This is a genomic window from Nostoc sp., assembly GCF_036917465.1.
In the GTDB taxonomy this organism is placed as follows: Bacteria; Cyanobacteriota; Cyanobacteriia; order Cyanobacteriales; family Nostocaceae; genus Nostoc.
Genome location: NZ_JBALDL010000003.1, coordinates 19,328 through 43,965 on the forward strand (window position 1 = coordinate 19,328; position 24,638 = coordinate 43,965).

Sequence of the window (24,638 nt, forward strand, 5' to 3'; positions counted from 1 at the left end):
AATCCCCAGAATTTATTCGTCTTCTGCAAACACGAAACGATATAACTCGCTTGGGTCTGGTTCGGGGCTGTCTTCGGCGAACTTAACTGCGTCGTCGATTACATCCTGAATTTTACGATCAATTGCTTTGATTTCTCCCTCATCTGCAAGATTTTGCTCCAGCAAATAAGCTGCCAACTTCTTAATTGGGTCACGGGCGAACCAAAATTCTTTCTCAGCTTTGCTTCGCATCTCATCTGGGTCAGCCAAGGAGTGACCCCGGAAGCGGTAGGTAAGCGCCTCAATTAATGTTGGGCCTTCACCTGCACGGGCACGGGCTACAGCTTCTTGAGCCACGGCTCGGACTGCTAGTACATCCATGCCATCTACTTCCACGCCCACCATGTTAAACACACTAGCTTTTTTATAAATCTCTGGCTGGGAAGTCGCCCGTTCGTGAGACATCCCAATAGCCCATTTATTATTTTCGACTACAAAAAGAATTGGCAGTTTCCATAAAGCTGCCATATTTAACGTCTCGAAAAACTGACCGTTATTAGCTGCACCGTCGCCGAAAAAGCAAGCTGTCACTTGGTCAGCGTTTTTATCTCCCAAGACTTCGCGGCGGTATTTGCTTTGAAAAGCCGCTCCAGCTGCTACAGGAATTCCCTCAGCCACAAAAGCATAGCCACCCAGCAAGCGATGTTCGGCAGAAAACATGTGCATGGAACCACCGCGCCCTTTGCTGCAACCTGTGGCTTTGCCAAATAATTCTGCCATTACCTCTCTTGCTGGTACACCGGCACTCAAAGCATGAACGTGGTCGCGGTAAGTACTACAAACGTAATCTTCACCGGGTCGCATTGACTGCACAACACCACTGCAAACGGCTTCTTGACCGTTGTACAAATGGACAAAACCAAACATTTTGCCCCTATAGTACATTTCGGCGCACTTGTCTTCAAACAAGCGCCCTAATACCATGTCCTCATAGAAGCGTAATCCTTCTTCTTTACTAATGTGCGTAGTAGCAGGATTAAATGTGGGTAACGTACGCTCTTGAATCATTATTTTTGAGTATCCCTGTTGTACAACTTAAAAGTTACGGTCTTAAATAAGTTGGTCTGATAACACCTCAGCTTTTAACAGGCTAGCGTTTGCAAGACTCAACAATCAAACTTTATTTATGCACCAAAAAAGGGTCTTAGGGAATAGCTGAATTTTTAATTTTTGATTTTTAACTTTTCAGCCTATGCCCTGTGAGGATTTGACTCTAAGGACAATATATGTCGCTTTGGGTTTTGCTCTCTCACTATTCCCCTTCATAGACTAGCAATCAAGATAGACTGCTTTCTGCATATCCATTAACAATTTAAAAAAAGAAGTAAAATCTATCTACCTAAATAGGTAATTGTAATTAAAAGTAAATTATGATATTATCTTTTTCTGCTGTTATCAGGGTCAAAACCACAATAGTAGTATTTTAGTAACCGCCTACTGGAAAAGTCCCAAAAAAATCAATCATCAATAGATTTTTGCAACCACAACATTTATGCCGTGATTAAAAGCGGTAGTTGTGGTTTGTGCTATCGAAGGCTGATAATAGTCGTGTTAAACAAAAATACTAAGAATTAAGACAAACAATTGAGGCTTTCTAGGCGAAAGCAAAAAATTAGTACTAGAATGTGACTCAAAATTTCGGGAAGGTACAAAACAAGTTGTTGCAATATACACTTGTAGAGTAAGTTCTATACGGCATTTTTATGGCACGGTTTTACATGCCTGGAAATCTCTAGGTGACATTATGTTGATCGCGGTGCAGGGGAAGTAGGCTGTGCGAATTCCGCTAGATTACTACCGAATTTTAGGACTACCGTTAGCGGCAAGTGAAGAACAATTGCGACAGGCGTACAGCGATCGCATTGTACAATTGCCACGACGTGAGTATTCTCAGGCAGCAATTTCTTCTCGTAAACAACTCATAGAAGAAGCTTACGTGGTTTTATCAGATCCAAAACAACGCAGTACCTACGATCAGCTTTATCTTGCCCACGCCTATGATCCTGATAACCTTGCTGCTGCCGCAGTAGCACTGGAAAATCGCACAGAAAGCACCAAAAGGGGCATTGACACCCAGAGTATGGGTATCGAAATTACCCAAGACGAATTAATTGGTGCTTTATTGATTTTGCAAGAGTTGGGCGAATACGAACTTGTATTGAAACTAGGTCGTCCGTACCTGGTAAATAAAAATGGTGTCAAAAGTGCCAGAAAAAGTAAGAATTTAGCAGAGGAAGAAATTTATGAAAATGCTGAACATCCAGATGTTGTTCTCACTGTTGCCCTTGCTTGTCTAGAATTAGGTCGTGAACAGTGGCAGCAAGGTCACTACGAAAATGCCGCCATATCCCTAGAAACTGGTCAAGAACTGCTAGTACGCGAAGGACTGTTCTCCAGTATCCAGGCAGAAATTCAGGCGGATCTTTACAAATTGCGGCCATATCGAATTTTGGAGTTGCTGGCACTACCTCAAGAAAAGACTGCCGAACGACACCAAGGCTTGGAATTATTGCAAAATCTCTTAGAAGATCGTGGCGGCATTGATGGCACGAATAATGATGACTCTGGTTTAAATATAGATGACTTTTTGCGATTTATCCAGCAGTTACGCAACCACTTAACAGTCGCAGAGCAGCACAAATTATTTGAAGCCCAAAGCAAACGTCCTTCTGCTGTTGCCACTTACTTAGCTGTTTATGCCTTGATAGCGCGGGGATTTGCTCAACGGCAACCTGCTTTAATTCGTCAAGCAAGACAAATGCTCGTGCGTCTGGGCAAGCGCCAAGATGTACATTTAGAACAATCGCTATCTGCATTACTCTTGGGACAAACTGAAGAAGCAACTCGTGTTTTAGAACTTAGTCAGGAATATGAGGCATTAGCTTTTATTCGGGAAAAATCTCAAGATTCTCCAGATTTGTTACCGGGGCTGTGTTTATATGCAGAACAGTGGCTGCAACACGAAGTATTTCCCCATTTTCGGGATTTAGCAAACCAGCAAGCTTTCCTAAAAGATTACTTTGCTAATCAACAGGTACAAGCTTATTTAGAAGCATTGCCAACTGATGCAGAAACAACTAATGAATGGGCTGTAATTAACCCCCAGTACTTTCCTCAGCCCAAGGCAAATAATCCTCATTTCCACAACAATTCAACCAAGACTTCAGCGCAATTTAATCACAGCAGAACACCTAACCCAGATTTGCCAGAAACACCACCAAGAGAAACGCCCGAATATCCAAACTTCTCACCACAGATGTGGAGTTCGTCTGGAAGTGTAAAATCAGAGGTTCCTGCTGCTGAACGGATAAGCAGAAGTACTAATCAGCATTTGAACGGTTCAGCTAAGAGTGCTGCATCCAGTCATAGCCAAAAGCGTCGGCGGAGAAAACCCACTCCATCTGCTAGCCGAGAGCGTCTACCAGATAATCGTCCTCGTTCTCATCGTCCTCGGCGGCGGCGAACTTTTGCGAACACCATAGAAGGAAAAACACGGCTGGTATGGAGAGTGTTTATTTCTTTGGTGAGTATATTAGTTTTCTGGGTATTAGCTACAACAGCTTTTGGATGGTTAAAAAATCTGTTGTTTCCTCCACCTTCTCTACGTGGTGTACAGTTGTCTGTACAGATAAATGAACCACCAGTATCTATTCCCGATCCAAAAAGTAAACTAGAATCAGAAGAAGGCTCTTTAACAAAGGCACAGGCAAGGGAAGTTATTAACACTTGGTTATCTACCAAAGCCGCAGCTTTAGGGCCAAATTATGAGATTAATAATTTAGAGCAGATTTTAACTGGTTCAGCTTTATCTCAATGGCGGCTGATTGCTCAACAGGATAGGTCAGACAATCGTTACCGCAAGTACGAGCATAGTTTTAAGATAGAATCTGTTGAAAAAATTGGGCTATTTGCAAATCGTGCTGCCGTGGAAGCTAGGGTGAAGGAAGTGACGCAGTTATATGAAAATGGTCAGTTTAAAAACTCTTCTAACGATAATTTGCGAGTTCGGTATGATTTAATTCGAGAACAAGGTAAATGGCGTATTCAGAGTACATCTGTTGTGAATTAGATAATTAGATAAGTTTGAATTTTTAGGCGATGTTAACAGTTCGCCTACTGTTGTATTTTCTATTTTCATTACTTAAGCTGATAACTCTACTAATTGAATATCCACAAGCGGAGTTAGTACCTCTCTAGTCCAAATATTTTGTAATATTGTTGGTTCAATCCAGTTATTATATTCCTCCATACCTTCACGAAAATTACGATAAGTAAGTGGGCGGAAATAAATTCAACTATAGCGGTTCTCGAATGTAAGCAATACACTTTGACCTCTCTCCAAACCTCTCTCCTTTTAGGAGAGAGGCTTTGAATCTTACTCCCCAACGCTACAAGGGTTGGGGCTGGGGGTTAGGTCTGTATTCTATGCAATTGAGAACCGCTATATATTACGAAACGTAAACAGGCTTCAAACTCTTACCAATGACAAAGGACAAATAACAGCCCCCACTAGTTAGCTTTAATTGCACCGATCTACTTACTTGAAGCGAAATTGATATAAACCTGCATACACTAACCGCTAAAAATTTCAATTCAAAATTCCCTACAACTTTCCAATACCCCTAAAAAACTCTTTAACATCAAATAAGCAGAAGTCCCTCCTGGATCTGGATGTCCGATACTTCTTTCTCCGAGGTAGCTAGCTCGTCCCTTTTTCGCTTGCATTGGTATAGTTTCTTGCAATCCCCTTTGGGCTGCTGCTACAGCCTGTTGCATCGCTTCCAGCGTCCCCTGACTTTCTCCTATAGCCTGCCTAAAAGCGGCTACAGCCGGAGATAAGACATCTACCATTGTTTTGTCTCCTAGTTGCGCTTTGCCACGTTGCAGTACGCCATCTAAGCCTGCTTGGAGTAGCTCTAAGATATCTTGTGCTGTTAATTCTTGCTTATCTGCTACTGCTGTACTGGCTCGTAAAAACCAAGTGCCATAAAGAGGGCCACTAGCACCACCAATGGAAGAAATCAAGGTCATACTCACAGCTTTGAGAATCTTGCTGATGTCCTTGTCTGTAAGAGTTGGTAACTGAGTATTTACTTTTTTGAAGCCGCGATCCATATTGATCCCGTGATCTGCATCTCCGATCGCAGCATCTAATTCTGTTAAATATGATTTATTCTGCTCTATCTCGGTTGCATAAGCCTGCAACCATTGCAATATCTGCGCTTGAGTTACCATAATAATTCGTAATTAGTTAAATTCACCAGCGCCAACTTGCTGTTTTTACTGGTGCATCCCATAACCGGATCATCTCATCATCTAATTTCAGCAGGGTAATGGAGCAACCTTGCATTTCTAGAGATGTGATGTAAGGGCCGATTAAGTTTCGCACGATTTGCAATCCTTGCTGTTCGCAGATTTGGGCGAGTTTGCGGTAAACAATATACAGTTCCGAAATCGGGGTTCCACCCATACTATTGACAAAAGCTAATAAGCGATCGCCTTTTGCAAATGGGAGATTTGTTAGTTCTACATCTACCCATTCTCCTTTGTCTTCATCCCACTCGCGCAGTGTGCGGCTGTATGCTGCATCCTCTAGGAGCGATCGCGTTAAAATTTCGGTAATCTCATCTACTGACTTTATATCTGTGCGTTCTATTCCTGGTTCACCGTGAATACCGATACCTAATTCAATTTCGCGATCGCTCAATTCAAATGTCGGTGTTCCATTCGCGGGGACTGTGCAAGATGTTAGGGCAATTCCCATACTGCGCCCATTCAGATTTACTCGGCGACATAAATTTGCTATTTGTGGCAAATCATACCCAGCCTCAGCCGCCGCACCACAAATTTTTTCTGCCAATATTGTTGTTCCCACACCCCGCCGTCCTTGGGTATAGAGGCTATCCTTCACTGCTACATCGTCATCAATCAAAATATTTAGCGATCGAATACCCTCACCACGGACTAACTCCGTTGCCATTTCAAAGTTCATCACATCGCCACTGTAATTTTTGACGATATAAAGGATACCAGAGCCTCCATCTACAAGCTTTGCTGCTTCTAACATTTGATCAGGAGTAGGTGAAGTGAAAACCTCACCAGGACAAGCTGCATCAAGCATTCCTTTGCCCACGAAGCCAGCGTGCATGGGTTCATGTCCACTGCCACCACCAGAAATAATTGCTACTTTACCCTTTATAGGTGCATCGGCTCGATAGACAAATGCGGGATCGTAGTTCAGTTTAATTAAATCGGAATGAGCCTGTGCCATACCTTCTAGACTTTCCCGCACAAAGTCTTCCGGCTTGTTGATCAGCTTTTTCATAATCCTTATCTGGGTAAAAGGTTGCTAAAACCCAGGTTATAGCGCTTCTGGTTTGTATGCAATATAGCCTGCGCGAACGGGCATCCTACGGGAGGTGTAGGTGTGCCGGAGGCATCATTCCCTTGCCAGGGCTTTTTTACACTCATTGAGATGCTTCCATTAATTCTGCAACCAACCAGCCATCACAGCAACTATCAAAAATACACCCATCGCCAAGCGGTAGAAAACAAAAATCCAGGTACTGCGTTTTTCCAGGTAGCGGAGGAGTCCCCAAATCGCTGCAAAAGCGGAAATGCTGGCGGAGATTAAGCCCACCAACAAAGTCAACCAACCAGCCGTACTCAGTCCTGCTTTTGTCAGAGCATGGAGTTCTACAGCACCTGCCAAAATCACGGCTGGTAAGCCTAACAAAAAAGAAAATCGAGCAGATGTCTCTCGTTCCATGCCCAAAAATAACCCAGCAGTGAGGGTGGAACCAGAGCGAGAAACACCAGGAATCAGGGCAAAAGCTTGAGCAACCCCTACCCAAATGCCATCCCAGAGGGTGAGGTTGTCGAAAGTGCGATCGCGTCCTCCACGTTTTTCGGCGATCGCTAGCAATCCTGACATAATAATTGAAGCTGCACCAATAACTACTAACCCTCGCATTGGTGAGTTACAAGCGTTAAGAATTGGTTTGAGTAGCACACCAGCCACAGCAATGGGCAAGGTTCCGATCAATAAGCCCAACATCAGTTGCAAAGAACTAGATTGATAGTCTTGTCCGCTAATTGCTCTAACTGTCTCTCCGGTTAATTTTTTTAAGTCTTGCCAAAAATAGACTAAAACAGCTGTCAAGCTAGCTAACTGCATTGCTGCTGAAAAAGCAGATCCCGGATCTTTCAGTCCCAGTAGAGTTGGCACTATCCGCAAATGAGCAGTACTGCTAATTGGTAGTAGTTCTGTAATTCCCTGAACGATGCCTAAAATAATCACGTCAATCCAGCTAAGGTTAGCAAAGTCTAGATTCACTTCACTACCATTGCCACAGACGGCACTCGCTACCATAAAAGAAAGCATCATGATATCAGGCGTAAATAATTTACTTTTAATCAAACACCGACAAAGTAACTTATATTAGTGACGCTTCTGTGACTAAGACATGGCACTTGGATGACATCTAAATACAAATAAAAAATATAGTGTGTTCAGGTAGCGTAACGTTAGAGGTTGTTTGAAAAGTATTTGACTGTGATTTTAGGCACTTGTTGATCCCCCCTAACCCCCCCTTCAAAAGGGGGGGAACCGGAATCAAAGTCCCCCTTAAAAAGGGGGATTTAGGGGGATCTAGAACGTTTTCATACCTATAAGAAGACTTTTCAAACATCCTCTTAGGCAACCAATACCATTTGGTTCTTCTAAAAGTGTCTTTAAGTAGTCATATTTCGCACATCCGAAACCTGCTAATGAAGTATTATTTTAATCCCAAATATTAAATAAGGCAGGTAAATCCTGCCTTGTGTGTCACCAAAGTTAGGTTAACTTCATCTTCTCTTACCATTGCATGTCTTATTGACAAAGCTATTACCAAGTTATGTCAGAACTGTGACTGCACCAGTTGCAAAAAGTGATTGGATGCTCGCTAGTTTTTTCCCAATACCCCTCATCAGTGCTGAGTGCTGAGTAATGAGTAATGAGTGAGAAGGGATAGCCAATGCCCAATGCCCAATGCCCAATTCCCAATGCCCAATTCAAAGCATCAATGTTTCCCAATCTAAATCTGATGCTACTTGAGCAAGCTTATCTAAATCTGTCAGGTTATCTAAATGGGGCAAGCAGCCTAAAACTGGTATGTTAGTAAGTGATTGAATCAATTGAAATGGTGTCCAATCGGCTATTTCTGCATCTGTTCGGGGTTGTACGCAGTTCAGAATAATGCCTTTGAGATTAACGCGCGATTGCCTAGCTAATGCTACATTGGCTACTGCTTGAGCGATCGCACCCAATCTAACTGGAACTACTAATATCGTTGGTAAACGCCATTCTCCTGCTAAATCGGCTACTGTTAACTCCTCTGTTACTGGCGAACCTAACCCTCCTAAAGCTTCTACAAGCACAAAATCACGATGCGATCGCAACTTAGACAAAGCTTGCCAAACCACTCCTAAATCAACTTGGCGATTTTCTCGTGCTGCGGCGATGGGAGGCGCTAAAGGTGCTTCAAAGTATAACGGTGTAATTTCTTCTGAGGATTGTTCTAGCGTAAATAGCTTTTGATACCATTCGCGATCGCCAATCCCCGATTGAATCGGTTTCATGATTCCCCAACTACGCTGTGGGTAATATTTTTGCCAATAGGCTGCTAACGCTGTTGTTAAAACAGTTTTACCAGCTTCGGTATCAGTTCCAGTAATTAGTAGTGTGTTTAACATTAATTTCTTTGGCCAGAAAATGGTTGTGTTCCATCAGCCGGCGGCAAGGTTGGCGTTTCACCAGTGTTCGGAGTTGGAATTGGTGTTTGTGTAGGAATTGGAATTGGTGTCTGTGTGGGAATTGGAATTGGTGTCTGTGTAGGAATTGGAATCGGTGTCTCTGTGGGAATTGGAATTGGTGTTGCTGTGGGAATTGGAATCGGTGTCTGTGTAGGAATTGGGAACGGTGTCTCTGTAGGAATTAGAGTCGGTGTCTGTGTAGGAGTTAGTTTGACTGGTTTTTCTAATGAAAGGTTCAGGTTGTAATTGCTTTCAGCAACTCCTGAAGGCATTGTTAATTCAATAGTATACCTACCAGTAACCAGCAATATCCCTTCATAAGCTGTTACTGGCTGGGTATTCTTATCAAGTGGTTGTTCATTAGGACTTAAAACTTTTAGCAATACGTTGCTTCCTGGGTCAATAAAGGCAGTTAACTTATCACCTTGCTGCCCAGAAAAAGTATACCGAATGATTTGATTTGTTTTGAGAGTATCTGTAACCGTGGCTGTGTTATTTGCTCCGAGATCGAGCCGCCTATAAATAGGTTGCTCAATGGTAGGTGTAGATGTGAATGTAGTACCACCAGAAATAACTGGTGAAGGGAAATTTTGTGGAAGCGTCTCTGTTGGTGATGGTTTTGACTGACTGCGGATAGAACTTACCAATGCCCAAGAACCAAATCCGGCAACGATCACTACAGCAGTACCAATTGCCGCGATCGCTAATGGATTATCCAAGACTGAACTAGTGGAACTTGGTGGAATTACAGGATCGGGTTGTTTTTTCGGCGAAGCTGGTGGTACTGAGTCAGGACGGCGACTAACAGCCATTGTCTGCAAGTTCGACGCATTCAGGGGAGGAAGACTGACTTGCTCTAAAGGTTGTAGTGCTTGAGATACACTAGCAGCACTCTGATAGCGATCGCTCGGTAGATGATTCAACATTCGATTCAACACTAAAGCAAATCGCGGATTCACTTTTACCCATCGCTGCCAATTCCAAGTTAGCTGGTTTTCGTCAAATAACTCCCTTGGTTCTTTGCCAGTCAGCAAAACAATCGCAGTCACCGCTAATGCATACAAGTCACTACTAGGGTAAGCTCCCCCTGTTTGCATTTGTTCACTCGGAGAGTAGCCTAATTTTCCCACAGTGGTTTCTGGCATTGCGCTCTCTGGCGATCGCAAACGTGTTGCTAGTTCCTTTACCACCCCAAAATCAATTAACACAGGTTTAGTGTCACTATCTCGCAAAATAATATTTTCTGGCGAGATATCCCGGTGAATAATCCCTCGGCTGTGAATATGCTCTAAAACAGGCAATAACGACTGTATCAGTTGCAATACTTCAGTCTCTGTGAAAGTTCGACCAACAGCTAGCCGTTCATCCAGCATATTGCGGTAAGTCTGACCTGCAACATAGTCCTCCACCAAAAACAAGCGCTGGTCTTGCTCAAATCTTTCCCGAAATTTAGGAACTTGTGGGTGTTCAATTTGATACAAAATGGCAGCTTCTCGGTGAAAAAGCTCTTGTGCCTTCTGCAAAGCCAAAGCCTCTGTTGCTGTTGAAATCAATTCTTTGATCGCGCAAAGTTCGTTAAAGCGCCTCTGGTCTTCTGCCAGATAGGTTCTACCAAATCCTCCTTGTCCGAGAATTTGAATTATGCGGTAACGGTTTTGCAAGACAGTGCCAACTGTAATGGGTGGTTGCATGATCGATTGATTGAGTGTATTAGCAACTAAGGAGGAAGTGACCCCCAGTTAGGAGTATACGCAAAGTCACGCTTTAAATCCCGTTATGCAATTCTAAGAACACATGAAAAGTCCTGAGTTGCGAGTGCTGTTAACGGTAGCTGTGCGTTTAGCCAGTACTGAGTTGATACCCCTTCCTCCTGCCCCCTGCCCCCTGCCTCGTTCAAGTTCGTCGATTAACTAGGGTAGCGCTAGCTTGGTCAACAGGCATCAACACAACTTCATTAATATTGACATGGGGCGATCGCGTCACGCAGAAAAATATCACATCAGCCACATCATCTGCTGTCAGAGGCTTAACTCCCTGATAGACTTTGTTGGCGCGTTCAGCATCTCCATGAAAGCGCACCTCGCTAAATTCCGTTTCCACCATACCAGGATCAACAGAAGTTACACGTACCTGCGTTCCTAAGAGGTCTTGCTTTAAACCTTCAGAAATTGCTCTGACAGCAGCTTTGGTTGCACAGTAGACATTACCACCGGGATAGGTTTGATGCCCAGCAATGGAACCTAAATTTACCACATGACCGCGATCGCGACTCACCATTCCCGGAACGACATAACGAGAAACGTAAAGTAAACCCTTAACGTTAGTATCAATCATGTCTTCCCAGTCTTGAAAGCTACCTTCGTGCAACTTATCTAAACCACGACTTAGACCAGCATTATTAATGAGAATATCAATGTTAGACCAGGCAGAGGGTAGAGTAGAAATAGCAGATTCCACAGCGTTGCGATCGCGCACATCTAGCTCTAACAAATGAATTTCACTACCAAATTCTTGATTGAGAGCATCTCCTAACTGCTGCAAACGTTCCAGCCGTCGTGCCGCTAAGATCAGTTTTGCACCCGCATCAGCGAAGATTCTCGCACAAGCAGTACCAATACCACTACTTGCACCAGTGATCAAAATGATTTGATTTTCTAGAGAAGTCATTAGGATAGTCATGAGTGAACAGTTAGGGACTTCCAACAAATAAATTATCTAATCTTGTGGGGTGGGCAACATGAGCGCCCAGTTAAAGAGGGCGCTCATGTTGCTCACCCCACAGAAAGTAGTTGAGTATTTTTTTATTTGGAATGTCCCTCAATAGTTATAAATTATGAATTAGCAGATGCATTGGCATTACAGGTCGATGCATTGGCATTACAGGTCGATGCATTGGCATTACAGGTCGATGCATTGGCATTACAGGTCGATGCATTGGCATTGCAGGTCGATGCATTGGCATTACAGGTCGATGCATTGGCATTGCAGGTCGATGCATTGGCATTACAGGTCGATGCATTGGCATTGCAGGTCGATGCATTGACATTGCAAGTCAAGGTGTAGGGCAGCTTGAAAAGACTTGTGTGTAAACCGTAGCCTTAAAAAGGGGGAAACCGGAATCAAAGTCCCCCAATTTATCGGGGAATTTAGGAGGATCTAAAACTTCTGATACCGATAAGAGGACTTTTCAAACAACCTCTTAACTCCTAACTCCCAACTACTTCTTCACCACTTGTAGGCGCTGAGTTACCATCGTCATCCCATTACCGCGTAGGATGACAGCAGAAACCCATTGGCTACCAGGGGTAGATGGTGCTTGTCCCGTTTTGAACACTCCGCCAGATGTTAATAATTGCAAATCTACGGATGTGGGGTTGAACAACTTATCTGCTTGAATAGGTTCCTCTAGCGCCGTTCCTAGTAGGAAATCATCACCAAGTGGCTCTTGAACGATCGCATCAAAACTATACTTCTGCCCGACTTGTACCTGCTCTGGTAACTTAATATCAATTTTGGGTGGCTTGCTGCCAGAGGTAATTAGGGTGCGTTCTGCCAAAATGTCTTGGCGCACAATTTTACCGCTTTCAATGCGCTGACGCGATTTAATCGTGGCATTGAGAGTCGAATTATTACCACTACCGGAGGGTAAGCCAGTTATCTTAGTTTCTGTTTCAGCAATAATTCCATTGCCTTCAGATTTTGAAGATAGCAGTTTGGTACTGTATTGTAATTTAGGATATCTTTGCCAAAGTGAAATCAAAGACTTTTCCAGGGTTTGGAGGTTTAATCCATCTCCATGAGTGAAAGAAGGGCTGTAGAATTGCAACACCCCTTTGACATCACCCCGACTTGCGGCGGCATCAACTTGTGTCAACAGATTTTGTAGATTGGCTGTCCCCGCTTGGGCTAATTGTTGTGGTGTCGTCGCTTGAGTGCGTTGCCAACCACTTGTTAAACCAAGAGTTAGTAAAAATGAAACCAGGCAAATACTGGTTGGAAATCTAAGTTGACGTTTCACTAAAGCGGTAATAATTTTAGTCATTGGCAAGAGTTTACTGATTTGATGAGAGAAAGTCAGGAAATTGTTTTATCTTAGTTAAGCTAGACGCTAAACGGTAGAGGTTTGATGGCAAACGCACCGATACGATTATTAATAGCTGCCAGTGGAACTGGTGGACACTTGTTTCCAGCGATCGCACTGGCACAAAAACTTCCAGATTATCAAATCGAATGGCTGGGAGTACCCGATCGCCTAGAAACTCAACTTGTCCCTAAAGAGTATCCCTTGAATACTATTGCAGTTGAAGGGTTTCAGCAAGGGTTTGGACTCTCCTCGATTCGCATCTTCGGTAAACTCGCCCTTTCGATTCTAGAAGTTAGACGAATTCTCAAGCAGGGAAATTTTCAAGGAGTTTTTACCACAGGCGGTTACATTGCCGGGCCAGCCGTCATTGCGGCGCGTTCCCTTAATTTACCCGTGGTTTTCCACGAATCTAACGCCTTACCAGGTAAAGTAACTCGCTTTTTTGGCCCTTGGTGTAGTGCGGTAGCTTTGGGATTTGAAGTCGCTGCTAAGTATTTGCCCCGTGCTAAAAATGTCTGCGTTGGTACACCAGTAAGAGCGCAATTTCTCGATGGCGCAATTCATGCACCCCTGGATTTAGCTATTCCTGACGATGTTCCCTTAATTGTCGTTTTTGGTGGTAGCCAAGGTGCAGTTGCGGTTAATAAGTTGGTGCGCCAATCTGCAAAGGCTTGGTTTGATGCTGGTGCTTATGTAGTACACTTAACTGGCGATCGCGATCCCGAAGCAGATACTCTCAAACATCCACAGTATATAGCCTTACCTTTCTACAATAATATGGCGGCGTTGTTACAACGAGCAACTCTTGCCATTAGTCGTTCTGGCGCAGGTAGCTTGACAGAATTGGCAGTATGTGGGAAACCAGCGATTTTGATTCCTTACCCCTTTGCCGCAGAAGATCATCAATCTTACAATGCAGACGTATTTACCAAAGCTGGCGCGGCGTTAACGCTGAAGCAATCGGAGTTGACAGCCCAAATATTGCAAAGTAATGTGTTGAATTTGTTGCAGTCACCGCAAGAGTTAGCAAAAATGGGGGAAAACGCTCATGCGATCGCAGTACCCGATAGTGCTGAGAAGTTAGCCCAATTAGTGCGTGAAGTGATAGAAACATAACCTTGATTATTGAGTATTAAAAATTTATTTTCCCAGTTATGAATATCTTATCCAGCTCCAAATTTCGCTTCACAGTAGGTTGTGCTGCCTTATTAGTTGCAAGTTTAGCCAGTAGCCATTTATATACTCAGTCAAAAAGTAAACAGTTAGATCAGCAAAATCAGCCCTTTACCCTACTTCAATCACAAATTTCCCTCGCCTCTAATTTTAAAAGTCCTTTTGTCGCTCAAGAAATATCTGATGAGGTTATAGGCAAGCAAAACGCTTTCTTCTCTCAGCAGAATTTGTTAGCTGCATCTGCACCATTTGCAGTTGTCGATGAATTCAAGAAATATAAATTTAGTATTAATGGCAGCCAAGTTGTTACCCCAGCCAAACTACCAAGTAGTAAGGTGAATTTTAATCAAAAAGATTTATTAACTGTTCTCGTTAATACTAGAAAATATTTTCAAACTTACTCTTCAGAAGACCCAGATATTCTTCGTCCAGGAATGCTTGCCACTCAAGGCGTTACTCTGCCAGATGTTCTCAACACTTTGAACTTCATGATTACTGTTTTAAAGGAAGATATTGCTAATAATCGAGTTACTCGTTTGCAAGATTCTAACTTTATCAATACCAATTTCCGAGTAATTAAATGGTCTGCTTACAACCCAAAGGATAAACAGCAAAAGCAATTACGAATTACCAAATATGCTGTCTTTACTCATCCCGGTTCTCGCCAGAAAACCTCTACTTTTAATACACCAATTTATAGCTTAAAAGAAAACGCTAATAACGATAAATTCTATACAAGATATACCAAACAGGATGTTTTGTCAGGGATTTATGAACCGGGTGGTAGAGAATTTGGAAAAGTTACCAATCTTGCTTATCTAACCAGAAACGGCTTAGAAGAAGCAATTATGGAAGGAACAATACTAATTAATTTTACAGATGGTTATAAGGCATTTTTTAATGTAGATAGAAATAATGGAATATCTTATATCCGCGGATTGAAAGCAACAGCACAAAAGCGTTATTGGTATTTTAGAGAAGTTGATGATATTAAAGGCTATGGATATAAAATAGACGCAAAAATTTCTGTTAAACCCGGAGTTACTTTTGCGGGAGATGTTTTGAATATCGGTTTAGGTAAAGTGGTTGTGATTGAGCATACTCAAGGTGGCCGCAAACATCTGCGAATGGGAGTCATCGCCGATACAGGCGGAGCCTTTTTACCCAATCTTTATCAACTCGATTTTTTAGCAGGTATCTTTAAGAATAAACAAGAATTTGGGCAAAATATCACACAATTGCCAGAGTATGCCACAGCATATTTTTTAATAAAGAAGTAAATGCATTAACAAATTTAAAACCTCACCCCTAACCCCTCTCCTTGCTAAGGCTACGGTGTACACACAACTCTTTGAGAGTGGCCTCATAGGCTTTTGATCCCCCCAACCCCCCTTAAAAAGGGGGGCAAAAGTCTCTTAAAGTCCCCCAATTTATCGGGGGATTTAGGGGGATCTCCAACGATTTTAGGTTTGTACAAAGATGTGTGTACACCGTAGCCTTGCTAAGGAGAGGGGAGATAAAGCTTATTCTTTATCGGGGTGAGGTTAAGCTGTACCTCAGTTGCTTGGTAAGCGCTCTCCCGAAAGGGGGGCGTTTTTGCATTGATTAACGTTCATTAAATCCAGAATTTAGGTAATAATTTCAAAAAGTTAATTTTACGGGTAATAATTGCTAGCAGCGCAGATAATTGCCTCAAAGCTCAAGTATAAGGAGAAGCCAAGAATGATTTTACACCGTGGGCGTAGGGCAGTAGCCGCTTTGTTGCTGTCAGTGGTATTACTTACAACGGCTTGTAGTCCAAAAACACCTGGACGTTTTGACCAAGCGCAAAAAGAAAGTACTCAACAAAAAAACGTTGCAGTAGCTAAAACCGCAACTCAGGGTAGCGAATTTAATAAACTTTTCCCTGAGTCAGGTGATGGCTACCAGCGCGTCTATACCCAAGAGAAAAAAGGCTTTGCAGAAGCGAAGTTGAAAAAAGGTGGTAAAGAACTAGCATTACTATCTATTTCTGATACCACAAGTACACCTAGTACAGCAGCCAAGTTTTCTAAAAGTACCAAAAAAATTGGCGGTTATCCCGCAGTAGAAGTTGGTAAAACGCAAACTGCAATTTTGGTAGGTAAGTACCAAGTAAAAGTACTTTCCCGCGATCCGTCATTTACAGCTAGCGATCGCGCCAATTGGCTAGAGAAGTTTAATCTTAATGCTCTAGCTAAACTCAAATAATTTGGACTACGAACACTGAGATAACAAAACCTAAATAAGGAGATTTTTGTGAGCAAATCGATTGTTGATTTAGTCGATCAATTGCCAACCGGTGGCTTGACTATTTCTATGTTGAAGTCCCTCGATTTTGTTGCTCCTGGAGAGTGGCAAAATACTGTCGGCTTTGTCAACACCATTAAAACTGTCACTGGCGAAGACGACGAAGATTTAATTCAGCAAATTGGCGAAAGAGCGGTTTTTCTATTCAATGACAAATCCCAAGGATACCAAACGGCTTTGTGGTTATATCAAACCGTTGATGCTACAGATAAAGCCCTTGGTGCAGCCGCATTAGCTAACAAAATCGGTGAAAAAATTCCTTTATTGGGTTTTTTAAACTCTGTCACCCCTAAAGCAGACAAAGCTCAAACTATTGATTTGACATTAAAATTGGTAGCTGAGTTGGTAGCATTCTGTCAAATTAACGGCATTCCTGGAGACAGTATTGGGGATTTTGTTGCCTCTTTAGGTGAGTATAGTGGTGAGTCACTCATTCGGATGGTGGCATTGATTTGCGTTGATGGTTTGATACCCCTAGGCCCAGATTTTATCAGCAAAGCTTTATCTGGGCTTAATCAAACAAATCCACACGAATTAGAGCAAAACTCGACTTTCCAAAGCATTAAAGATGTGATTCCAGGGGACAGTCCTGCTGGTAAACTCAACTTTATCGGCGAAAGCTTTGACTCAGTTAAAGGTTGGATGAGTGGGCTAGTCTCCGCCAATAATTTAACGCCACAAAAGGTTGTCCACAACTTGAAAAGTTTTGCCGATATTGCCGATGACAAGTTAGACTATCTCGCGGCATTTCTAGATGTCGCAACGAATTATTATGAACATACTGGCACGCAAACTTTAGCGCGTCGCTTGATTGAACGAGCGGTGGCTGAGATTTAGGTTGATGGGGGATTAAAGAAGGGAATAGGTTACAGATTACAGGAGACAGATTTCTCTCTGTAACCTGTAACCTTGGCTCTTAGGGTAAACGCAAATCTGCTGCGATCGCATCCAAGTAAGGTTGAAAAATAGCTAAGTTTTCTAGTTTCTCAAACTTACCTGTTTGTGTACCTGTGTCAAATGCAGTGGTAATTACGTAAAGTTGAGTACCATCAAAAGCAACATAACCGATATGTTGCTCTTGTACTCCGCCTTTTTGCTTAAGTCCGGCGAACCCATAGCGGATTCCCTGAAGCTTACCAATGGGTATCGGTTGCGTTGGGTAGGTTGAGAAAGTAATCTCTTTTCCATATTCACGCTGACGATCTTTCGCAAACACAGCGTAGTGATCTGTAACCCAAGCCTTGAGTGCTGGTAATACCTGAGTTTGATACTTAGGACTTTGGTAGTCCACTTGAGAACCAGGTGGAATACCAGCTGCTACGAGTTTCTTTTGGAAATCCTCATGGTTTGCTAAAGGGTAAACATTAATCTCAACTGTACCTAAACGTTCCCCTTTGGAGGAGATACACAACAAAAGTGCATTTCCTTCACAAGCTGCAACTTGCCAGTTAGTTGGAGCAGCAGTGGTTCCCAGAATTTTCTGCCAGATATTTCCCTCTTTAGGGTTGGGAAGTTTTACAACGGTAGAAGACTTTACTACTTTGGGTGGAGAAAATTGCGTAAGAACAAATTTTGCTCCCAGAGGTACTGACACCACCAAGATAGAACCTAATAATAAATGATAAAGTCGTAACATTTTTTTTCAAAATCCAAAGCCGCAGACTAACGATATCTACAATACTTTATGGGTATATTTTAAAAACAAATTAATTAAACAACACTCATTCTCAAATACTCATTAGCTTTGGTCAAACTGTGCTAAAACCTTTTCTGCTTCCTTGCACAGTACTTCATGATATTCACCATTACTAGCCAGCAAACCTCCCCATTGATTGATATCTCCGGTGTTATATTGCAACGGAGTGCCATCAAAGTGCGTAAATTTGCCACCAGCTTCTGTTAAAATCAGTTCTGGTGCTGCCATATCCCAATCTTTGGGCGCAGACTTGCCGGAGAGGGAAATGTAGATATCTGCCTGTTGCTCGACAATGGTAGCAATTTTGCAACCTACACTACCCACAGCTTTCTGATTTTGGCAGGGCAATTTTTGTAGCAAGTAATCTAAGCGTTGGTTGCGGTGAGAGCGGCTAACTACTAAAGTTAAATCCTCAACTCGTTTACCTGACGATACTTGTAAAGGAACAGATCCATCACGGGTTTCTACAAATGTCCCTCCACCTTTGATGGCGTAATATAATTTTTCTGTTTCTGGTACTGCTACAACTGCTAATACTGGGCGTGTTTCCTTGACTAAAGCAATGTGAATTGCATAGTCTCCAGTTTTTTCAATAAAATCTCGTGTACCATCCAAAGGGTCAATTATCCATACCCAAGGGGCAGAAGGGTGTGCGCCCATAGTTGGCGATTGATAAGTTTCTTCGCTAATGTAAGCAAAATCTTCGTTACCCAAAGTTGCTTGTAGTTTCTGCAAAATATATTGACTTACAGCTACATCGGCAACGGTAACAGGCTCATTTTCTTTATATTGTACGTCTAAATTAGGGTCTTTTGCTGTGCCGTGGTAATACGATCGCAGTATATCTGCTGCACCCCAGCCGATCTCACGAGCGATCGCTAATATTTCTTCTAAGTCTTTCATTAAATTTGACCTTGTATAATTTAGTTTTTTAAATTCATCCAGCGTCGAGTGCCAAAAAATTTACATGAATCAGCAGCAATATTAGCTGCCAGCGCCAGCGCATCAGTAAAACTTTCCCGTAAAATGTAATCACAAAAAGCACCGTGGAAAATATCTCCAGCCCCTAATGTATCAACCGCTTGAATCTGTGGCACATATACGATACCAGTTTTAGTGCAACTCAAGTATTCAATTGGTTTTTGTCCGTGGGTAATGGCGATGTCAGGAATGTCAAATCCGCTCAGATAGGCAAAAACGTCTTCTGCGGTCTGGCAATTGGGTGGATAAAAATTAGCCGAACAGATGGCATAATCTACAAATGGCAAAATTTGCTCAAATCCAGGTTTCCAACTGCCACCATCAATTACTACTGGGATATTCTTAGCTTTAGCCATTTGAGCTATAGAATAACTAACTGCAATTTGATGTCCATCAATTAGTACTATATTGATATTTGACAAAATATCTGGCGGGATAGATACGCTGTTAGCTTGGGTTTTGACAGCATTGATCGAAACCACAGCCCGTTCACCCGTGGCTTGAGTGACAATAATTGAAGAAACAGGCGGTGCTAAATCAGTGGTAGGCTCAAGGTCTGCGATCGCAACTTGGTAATTTGCCAAATCACCTCGAATTAGCTGTGTCATTGGGTGAGAACCTACTACACCTAAGACTGTAGCCTGATTACCTAAATGGCTGAAAGTCACAGCCGCATTCGTTGCTGGGCCACCTGCCGCTACAGTATAGTCAGTAGCAACAATCTTCTGATTATTCTTCGGGGCAGAGTCAGCAAGGTAAATCAAATCTAAGGTTACTAAACCTACAAATAACCCACAATCCGATTTTGGATTTTGAATTTTGAATTTTGGATTAACCATATATCATATATGTTTCGTCTCTCTTGTACAGACGCGATTTATCGCGTCTCTCCTGTCTCTCCTGCACAGACGCGATGAATCGCGTCTCTACAAACTCCTAACTCTTGCTCATGCAAACCGATCCAAAACCAAGAACACTTTACGTTGTCGGCACACCCATTGGCAACCTGGAAGATATAACCTTTCGGGCGGTACGAATTTTGCAAACAGTAGACATTATTGCTGCGGAAGACACCCGTCACACAGGGAAACTACTACAACATTTTCAAGTTAAGACTCCCCAAGTGAGTTACCACGAACACAATCGTACTAGCCGCATTCCAGAATTATTAGAGCATTTAGTTAACGATAAAGCGATCGCTCTTGTGAGTGATGCTGGAATGCCAGGAATTTCCGATCCTGGATATGAACTGGTGAAAGCCTGTATTGAGGCGGGGATTTCCGTAGTTCCCATTCCTGGCGCTAGTGCAGCAATTACCGCTTTGAGTGCGGCTGGATTACCAACAGATCGATTTGTCTTTGAAGGCTTTCTCCCGGCGAAAACTCAACAGAGACAAGAACATTTAGAATCTCTGCAAACAGAATCTCGCACATTGATTTTCTATGAATCGCCCCACCGCTTGCGAGATACTTTACAAGACTTAGCACAAGTTTGGGGAAGCGATCGCCAAATTGTGCTGTGTCGAGAGTTAACTAAATTGTATGAGGAATTTTGGCGGGGAACAATTGCCGAAGCGATCGCTCACTACAGCCAACGAGAACCCCAAGGTGAATATACATTAGTAGTGGCAGGAATTCCAGCTAGTCAGCCCCAACTGACAGAAGAGGAATTGAAAGCCGAATTGAAACAGTTAATCAGTCAGGGAATATCGCGATCGCAAGCTAGCCGTCAGTTAGCAAAATTTACCTCCCTTCCCCGTCGTGAACTCTATCAACTAGCTCTTTCTATAGTCTTCACTCCTGAGTTGTAATCTGTAAAAATGAGATGCTTCCAGTAAATGCCAGTCAGATAAACAGGAAATATGCAATTACAAAACAAATTTTTCCAGACAATTCCCCGCACTGTTTGGGTATTGGGATTTGTCAGTCTGCTGACAGATATTAGCTCTGAGATGATTAATTCTATATTGCCCTTATTTCTGGTGTCAGTTTTAGGGGCGAATGTGTTGACTGTGGGCATTATTGAAGGCATTGCAGAAGCAACAGCTTCAGTTTTAAAGATATTTTCGGGAGCATTGAGTGATTATTTGGGACATCGCAAGGGATTAGCGATATTTGGGTATGGTTTATCTACCTTTGTTAAACCACTATTTGCTATAGCTACTAGTTCCACTGGGGTGTTAATAGCTCGATTTGGCGATCGCATTGGCAAAGGCATTCGGGTAGCACCCCGTGATGCTTTAGTTGCCGATTCTACTAATGCAGAGGTACGCGGTGCAGCCTACGGATTACGTCAATCCCTCGATACGATTGGAGCATTCTTGGGGCCATTGGCAGCATTTATCTTGATGGCTGCTTTCCAAAACAACTTCCGCCTCGTTTTTTGGCTAGCACTCATTCCTGGTTTTTTGGCGGTGGCTTTATTAACTGTGGGAGTGAGCGAACCGAAAGCAGAGCAAACTCAAGTTAGTCGAAGCAATCCTCTGCAATGGGAAACTTTACGCAGTTTGGGTCAAAAATATTGGGTACTCGTAGCAGTCGCGCTACTATTCAATTTAGGAAACTCTAGCAATGCCTTTTTATTGCTGCGAGCCGAGCAAATAGGGATTTCTGCCTCACTCATCCCGTTGACATTAGTGGTGATGAATATGGCTTACTCCTTTAGCGCCTACCCAATAGGAATACTTTCCGATCGCTTGGGTAGATTTTGGTTACTAGTAGGCGGATTTCTCCTATATGCTCTAGTGTATTTGGGTTTCGCCTTCGTACAAGCACCTTGGCAAGTCTGGGGATTGTTTGCCCTTTATGGACTGCATTTAGGTATGAGTAAAGGATTGCTATTGGCATTAGTGGCAAATAGCATACCTGCAAATCTGCGCGGTACTGCTTTTGGATTTCTCAACTTGGCTGTAGGATTAGCGCTTTTACCTGCGAGTTTGCTAGCTGGGGGATTGTGGCAAACATTGGGAGCAGAGGCGACATTCATCGCTGGGAGTTTGTTTGCGATCGCATCTGTATTATTATTAATCACTCAAAAAAACAAATATTAATTCCACCAAAAGCAAAAATGGTATCCTTAAAACAATGGCGATGGAGCTCGCCAAAACCGCCTTTTCAGGACTAAAAATAATCACTGAAGGCTGATGGCTCCTACTTTCTTCGCTGACTGCGGGAGAGTAGGGCTTGGCTAAATGCATCACCTGACTCCCCTGTAGAAAGTGTGAATCTACAAATTGCGCTTCAAGGAGTCACGGGATGTTCGCCAGTGTATTTATGAAAAAGTTTCGTCAATTCGAACCATTTATTGCATTACCACACTTAATTAAATGGTTGCCTATTTCCGTTGTAGTTGGAATTTTTGCTGGAACAGCTTCGGCGGTTCTTTTAGCATCATTAGAATGGGCAACCGATTGGCGAGAATCTCATCGCTGGATTATTGCCTTACTTCCCCTTGGTGGTTTTTTAAGTGGTTGGATATATCATCAATTCGGTCGCACTGTGGAAGCCGGAAATAACCTTTTACTAGAAGAAATCCATAACCCCAAAAGTGTTATTCCCTTCCGTATGGCTCCTCTTGTTTTGCTAGCAACAAACCTGACACATTTATTTGGAGGTTCAGCCGGTCGTGAAGGTACAGCATTACAAATGGGTGCTTCTTTGGCAGATCAGTTAACTAAAATATTACATTTTCAAGGAGCCAATCGGCGAATTTTATTAACGGCGGGTATCAGTGGGGGATTCGCTTCAGTTTTCGGCACTCCCTTAGCTGGGACTGTATTTGGTTTAGAAGTTTTAGCGATTGGGAAACTTAATTATGACGCTCTTTTCCCTTCTTTGATTGCTGCGATCGTTGGAAATCAAGTCACCTTGTTATTAGGTTTGCATCATACCGCATACCGACACACTCCCTCTATACCGACACTTACAATTTGGGGACTGATTTCTAGCATTATTGCAGGTGCAATCTTTGGAATAGTAGCGAGATTCTTTGCTAAAGTAACTCACCAAATTAGTCACTTCTTTAAAGCAAAAATATCTTATCCTCCAATGCGTCCTTTTATAGGCGGTGCGATAATAGCAGCAATTGTTGGGTTGAGTGGAACAACTAAATACATTGGGCTTGGTATCCCTACTATCGTTGATTCTTTTTTCACTCAACTACCCCCTTGGGATTTTGCAGCAAAATTAGGTTTGACTGCCCTAACTTTAGGAGCAGGTTTTAAAGGAGGAGAAGTTACACCTTTGTTTTTCATTGGTGCAACTTTAGGTAATGCTTTGTCGTTGCTTTTAGCATTACCAGTACCATTGTTAGCAGGAATGGGATTTGTGGGTGTGTTTGCGGGTGCAGCAAATACACCGATAGCATCAACCTTAATGGGAATTGAATTATTTGGTCTGGAATCGGGAGTATTTATTGCTATTGGCTGTGTAGTGAGCTATCTATTTTCAGGTCATTCTGGAATTTACTCTGCACAACGTATTGGGTTGAGTAAATACTCTGCTGTATCTTTAGAAGAAGGGGTGACTTTGGCTAATTATGGACTGCAAAAAGTTGAGCAAAAAATTGATTTACCTGATGATAGCGAAGCACGAGGAAGTAATTGATTTATTTGTTAGAGCTATTCAGCAAATTGCCTTAATATCTTAAAAAAGCAAGGGATATGATATTTAGTATGATTACTTTGTTCTGAATAAAATCTTCCTATTTCTAACAAGAGTTGATCTTTAAATGTCTGAACTGAAGAAGTCCAGTCACTTGGTGGTTGAATTTGGTTCCAGTAATACTTAGCTTTTTTGAGTGCCAATAAAGCTAAAATTAACTCATTCTTTTGCGTATCATCTTGAGCATTTTCAAACTGTTCTTTCCATGAATCTCTCAATTTATCTATTGCAGTACAATCTAATCCAGAGCAATGACTAATGCGATTAGATACTTTTGATAAATTACTTTCTAAATCAGAATCAGTAATTATAGCATCTGCCATAGTAAGATAAATATCTCTAAGTACTAGAGAATTACTATTATAAAGTGTAGAAAAAGTATCAAATATTGGCTGTATTTCAGGCATGATAAAATATGCTTCTTTATGTATTAGACCCGTAACCCATATACGGTGCTGTTTTGCATTTTCTTCATTTATATTGAGTTTTGTATAAAGATCACAGAAAATTGCTTCTGTATCTGAAAAACTATAACTATATTCTTTTGTTATATTTTGTGTTTGTAGATCAACATCTACAATTGCAAAAAGTTTTTCTAAAGTTAAATATGAATTGTTCTTATTTTCATCATGCAACTTTGAAAGAGTAAAATATGTATCTAATACATCTTTACGATCTCCGCAGTTAAAAAACTCTGGTCGATATTGACTCCATAACTTTGGAACACACGCCTTATAAAAGTTGGAATCTGGCATCTGTTCCATCTTGCTATATGATTGAGGTGATGGTCTGCCTTCAGTATCCCAAATACCACCTTCGCCTTCGCACAGTACAACGATCTTATTTTTAATTCTACGAGATTATTTCACAATGTTGTTTT

At 42.2% G+C, this 24,638-nt stretch carries 22 protein-coding genes and 1 riboswitch; of the genes, 9 read left to right on the forward strand and 13 right to left on the reverse strand.

Going from position 1 to position 24,638, the window contains the following annotated elements; genetic code table 11:
- Positions 1 to 12: 12 nt before the first annotated feature.
- The gene (pdhA, locus tag V7K38_RS00505; protein ID WP_334854762.1) at positions 13 to 1,047 is read right to left on the reverse strand and encodes a pyruvate dehydrogenase (acetyl-transferring) E1 component subunit alpha; all 1,035 of its coding nucleotides are present in this window, start codon (positions 1,045 to 1,047) and stop codon (positions 13 to 15) included.
- A 766-nt stretch (positions 1,048 to 1,813) separates the two neighbouring features.
- On the opposite strand from pdhA, the gene V7K38_RS00510 reads away from it, so the two are divergent.
- Entirely contained in the window at positions 1,814 to 4,108 is a 2,295-nt protein-coding gene (locus V7K38_RS00510; RefSeq protein WP_334854763.1) for an IMS domain-containing protein, read from the forward strand.
- Between the two features lie 524 nt (positions 4,109 to 4,632).
- On the opposite strand, the gene dhaL is transcribed toward V7K38_RS00510, so the two are convergent.
- From dhaL to V7K38_RS00545, 7 genes are all read right to left on the reverse strand, one after another.
- The gene (dhaL, locus tag V7K38_RS00515) at positions 4,633 to 5,274 is read right to left on the reverse strand and encodes a dihydroxyacetone kinase subunit DhaL (protein ID WP_334854764.1); all 642 of its coding nucleotides are present in this window, start codon (positions 5,272 to 5,274) and stop codon (positions 4,633 to 4,635) included.
- A gap of 22 nt (positions 5,275 to 5,296) precedes the next feature.
- Positions 5,297 to 6,364, reverse strand: coding sequence for a dihydroxyacetone kinase subunit DhaK (gene dhaK / locus V7K38_RS00520; RefSeq protein ID WP_334854765.1), 1,068 nt, complete (start codon positions 6,362 to 6,364; stop codon positions 5,297 to 5,299).
- 5 nt (positions 6,365 to 6,369) lie between these two features.
- Positions 6,370 to 6,510 (reverse strand): hypothetical protein, encoded by a 141-nt coding sequence (locus tag V7K38_RS00525; RefSeq protein WP_334854766.1) that lies wholly within the window; start codon positions 6,508 to 6,510, stop codon positions 6,370 to 6,372.
- Between the two features lie 13 nt (positions 6,511 to 6,523).
- A complete protein-coding gene (locus V7K38_RS00530; RefSeq protein ID WP_334854767.1) occupies positions 6,524 to 7,426 on the reverse strand; it encodes an undecaprenyl-diphosphate phosphatase in 903 nt (300 codons plus the stop codon).
- Positions 7,427 to 8,094: 668 nt separating this feature from the next.
- Positions 8,095 to 8,775 (reverse strand): dethiobiotin synthase, encoded by a 681-nt coding sequence (gene bioD / locus V7K38_RS00535; protein WP_334854768.1) that lies wholly within the window; start codon positions 8,773 to 8,775, stop codon positions 8,095 to 8,097.
- Positions 8,775 to 10,526 (reverse strand): protein kinase domain-containing protein, encoded by a 1,752-nt coding sequence (locus tag V7K38_RS00540; protein WP_334854769.1) that lies wholly within the window; start codon positions 10,524 to 10,526, stop codon positions 8,775 to 8,777. Before V7K38_RS00540 ends, bioD begins: the two co-directional genes overlap by 1 nt.
- 202 nt (positions 10,527 to 10,728) lie before the next feature.
- Positions 10,729 to 11,502 (reverse strand): SDR family oxidoreductase, encoded by a 774-nt coding sequence (locus V7K38_RS00545; protein WP_334854808.1) that lies wholly within the window; start codon positions 11,500 to 11,502, stop codon positions 10,729 to 10,731.
- 138 nt (positions 11,503 to 11,640) lie between these two features.
- On the opposite strand from V7K38_RS00545, the gene V7K38_RS00550 reads away from it, so the two are divergent.
- Positions 11,641 to 11,898 carry a hypothetical protein gene (locus tag V7K38_RS00550; RefSeq protein ID WP_334854770.1) on the forward strand — a complete coding sequence of 86 codons (258 nt, stop codon included), beginning with the start codon at positions 11,641 to 11,643 and terminating at the stop codon, positions 11,896 to 11,898.
- Positions 11,899 to 12,052: 154 nt separating this feature from the next.
- Here V7K38_RS00550 and V7K38_RS00555 read toward each other — a convergent pair whose 3' ends face one another.
- A complete protein-coding gene (locus V7K38_RS00555; protein WP_334854771.1) occupies positions 12,053 to 12,877 on the reverse strand; it encodes a nuclear transport factor 2 family protein in 825 nt (274 codons plus the stop codon).
- Positions 12,878 to 12,961: 84 nt separating this feature from the next.
- Between V7K38_RS00555 and murG the strand changes: the two genes are divergently transcribed.
- The 4 genes from murG (at position 12,962) to V7K38_RS00575 (ending at position 17,257) form a co-directional block, all read left to right on the forward strand.
- On the forward strand, positions 12,962 to 14,035 hold the full coding sequence (murG, locus tag V7K38_RS00560) for an undecaprenyldiphospho-muramoylpentapeptide beta-N-acetylglucosaminyltransferase (protein ID WP_334854772.1): 1,074 nt from the start codon (positions 12,962 to 12,964) through the stop codon (positions 14,033 to 14,035).
- 38 nt (positions 14,036 to 14,073) lie between these two features.
- Positions 14,074 to 15,372 (forward strand): hypothetical protein, encoded by a 1,299-nt coding sequence (locus tag V7K38_RS00565; RefSeq protein WP_334854773.1) that lies wholly within the window; start codon positions 14,074 to 14,076, stop codon positions 15,370 to 15,372.
- A 442-nt stretch (positions 15,373 to 15,814) separates the two neighbouring features.
- Positions 15,815 to 16,321, forward strand: a complete 507-nt coding sequence (locus V7K38_RS00570) for a hypothetical protein (RefSeq protein WP_334854774.1) — start codon at positions 15,815 to 15,817, stop codon at positions 16,319 to 16,321.
- Between the two features lie 48 nt (positions 16,322 to 16,369).
- Complete coding sequence (locus tag V7K38_RS00575; RefSeq protein WP_334854775.1) at positions 16,370 to 17,257, forward strand: hypothetical protein; 888 nt, start codon at positions 16,370 to 16,372, stop codon at positions 17,255 to 17,257.
- Between the two features lie 79 nt (positions 17,258 to 17,336).
- On the opposite strand, the gene V7K38_RS00580 is transcribed toward V7K38_RS00575, so the two are convergent.
- From V7K38_RS00580 to V7K38_RS00590, 3 genes are all read right to left on the reverse strand, one after another.
- Positions 17,337 to 18,056 (reverse strand): hypothetical protein, encoded by a 720-nt coding sequence (locus V7K38_RS00580; RefSeq protein ID WP_334854776.1) that lies wholly within the window; start codon positions 18,054 to 18,056, stop codon positions 17,337 to 17,339.
- A 102-nt stretch (positions 18,057 to 18,158) separates the two neighbouring features.
- Positions 18,159 to 19,019: a 3'(2'),5'-bisphosphate nucleotidase CysQ family protein gene (locus V7K38_RS00585; protein ID WP_334854777.1), complete on the reverse strand. Its 861-nt coding sequence runs from the start codon at positions 19,017 to 19,019 to the stop codon at positions 18,159 to 18,161.
- Positions 19,020 to 19,039: 20 nt separating this feature from the next.
- Positions 19,040 to 19,936: a sugar kinase gene (locus V7K38_RS00590; RefSeq protein ID WP_334854778.1), complete on the reverse strand. Its 897-nt coding sequence runs from the start codon at positions 19,934 to 19,936 to the stop codon at positions 19,040 to 19,042.
- A 110-nt stretch (positions 19,937 to 20,046) separates the two neighbouring features.
- On the opposite strand from V7K38_RS00590, the gene rsmI reads away from it, so the two are divergent.
- The 3 genes from rsmI to V7K38_RS00605 all read left to right on the forward strand — a co-directional run bounded on the left by rsmI (position 20,047) and on the right by V7K38_RS00605 (position 23,701).
- Complete coding sequence (gene rsmI, locus V7K38_RS00595; protein WP_334854779.1) at positions 20,047 to 20,907, forward strand: 16S rRNA (cytidine(1402)-2'-O)-methyltransferase; 861 nt, start codon at positions 20,047 to 20,049, stop codon at positions 20,905 to 20,907.
- Between the two features lie 51 nt (positions 20,908 to 20,958).
- Positions 20,959 to 22,146, forward strand: coding sequence for an MFS transporter (locus V7K38_RS00600; protein ID WP_334854780.1), 1,188 nt, complete (start codon positions 20,959 to 20,961; stop codon positions 22,144 to 22,146).
- Positions 22,147 to 22,173: 27 nt separating this feature from the next.
- Positions 22,174 to 22,256, forward strand: a riboswitch (Fluoride riboswitch).
- 113 nt (positions 22,257 to 22,369) lie between these two features.
- Positions 22,370 to 23,701 carry a voltage-gated chloride channel family protein gene (locus tag V7K38_RS00605; RefSeq protein ID WP_334854781.1) on the forward strand — a complete coding sequence of 444 codons (1,332 nt, stop codon included), beginning with the start codon at positions 22,370 to 22,372 and terminating at the stop codon, positions 23,699 to 23,701.
- A gap of 14 nt (positions 23,702 to 23,715) precedes the next feature.
- Here the strand turns inward: V7K38_RS00605 and V7K38_RS00610 are convergent, their stop codons facing one another.
- On the reverse strand, positions 23,716 to 24,522 hold the full coding sequence (locus V7K38_RS00610; protein WP_334854782.1) for a hypothetical protein: 807 nt from the start codon (positions 24,520 to 24,522) through the stop codon (positions 23,716 to 23,718).
- Positions 24,523 to 24,638: the final 116 nt, after the last annotated feature.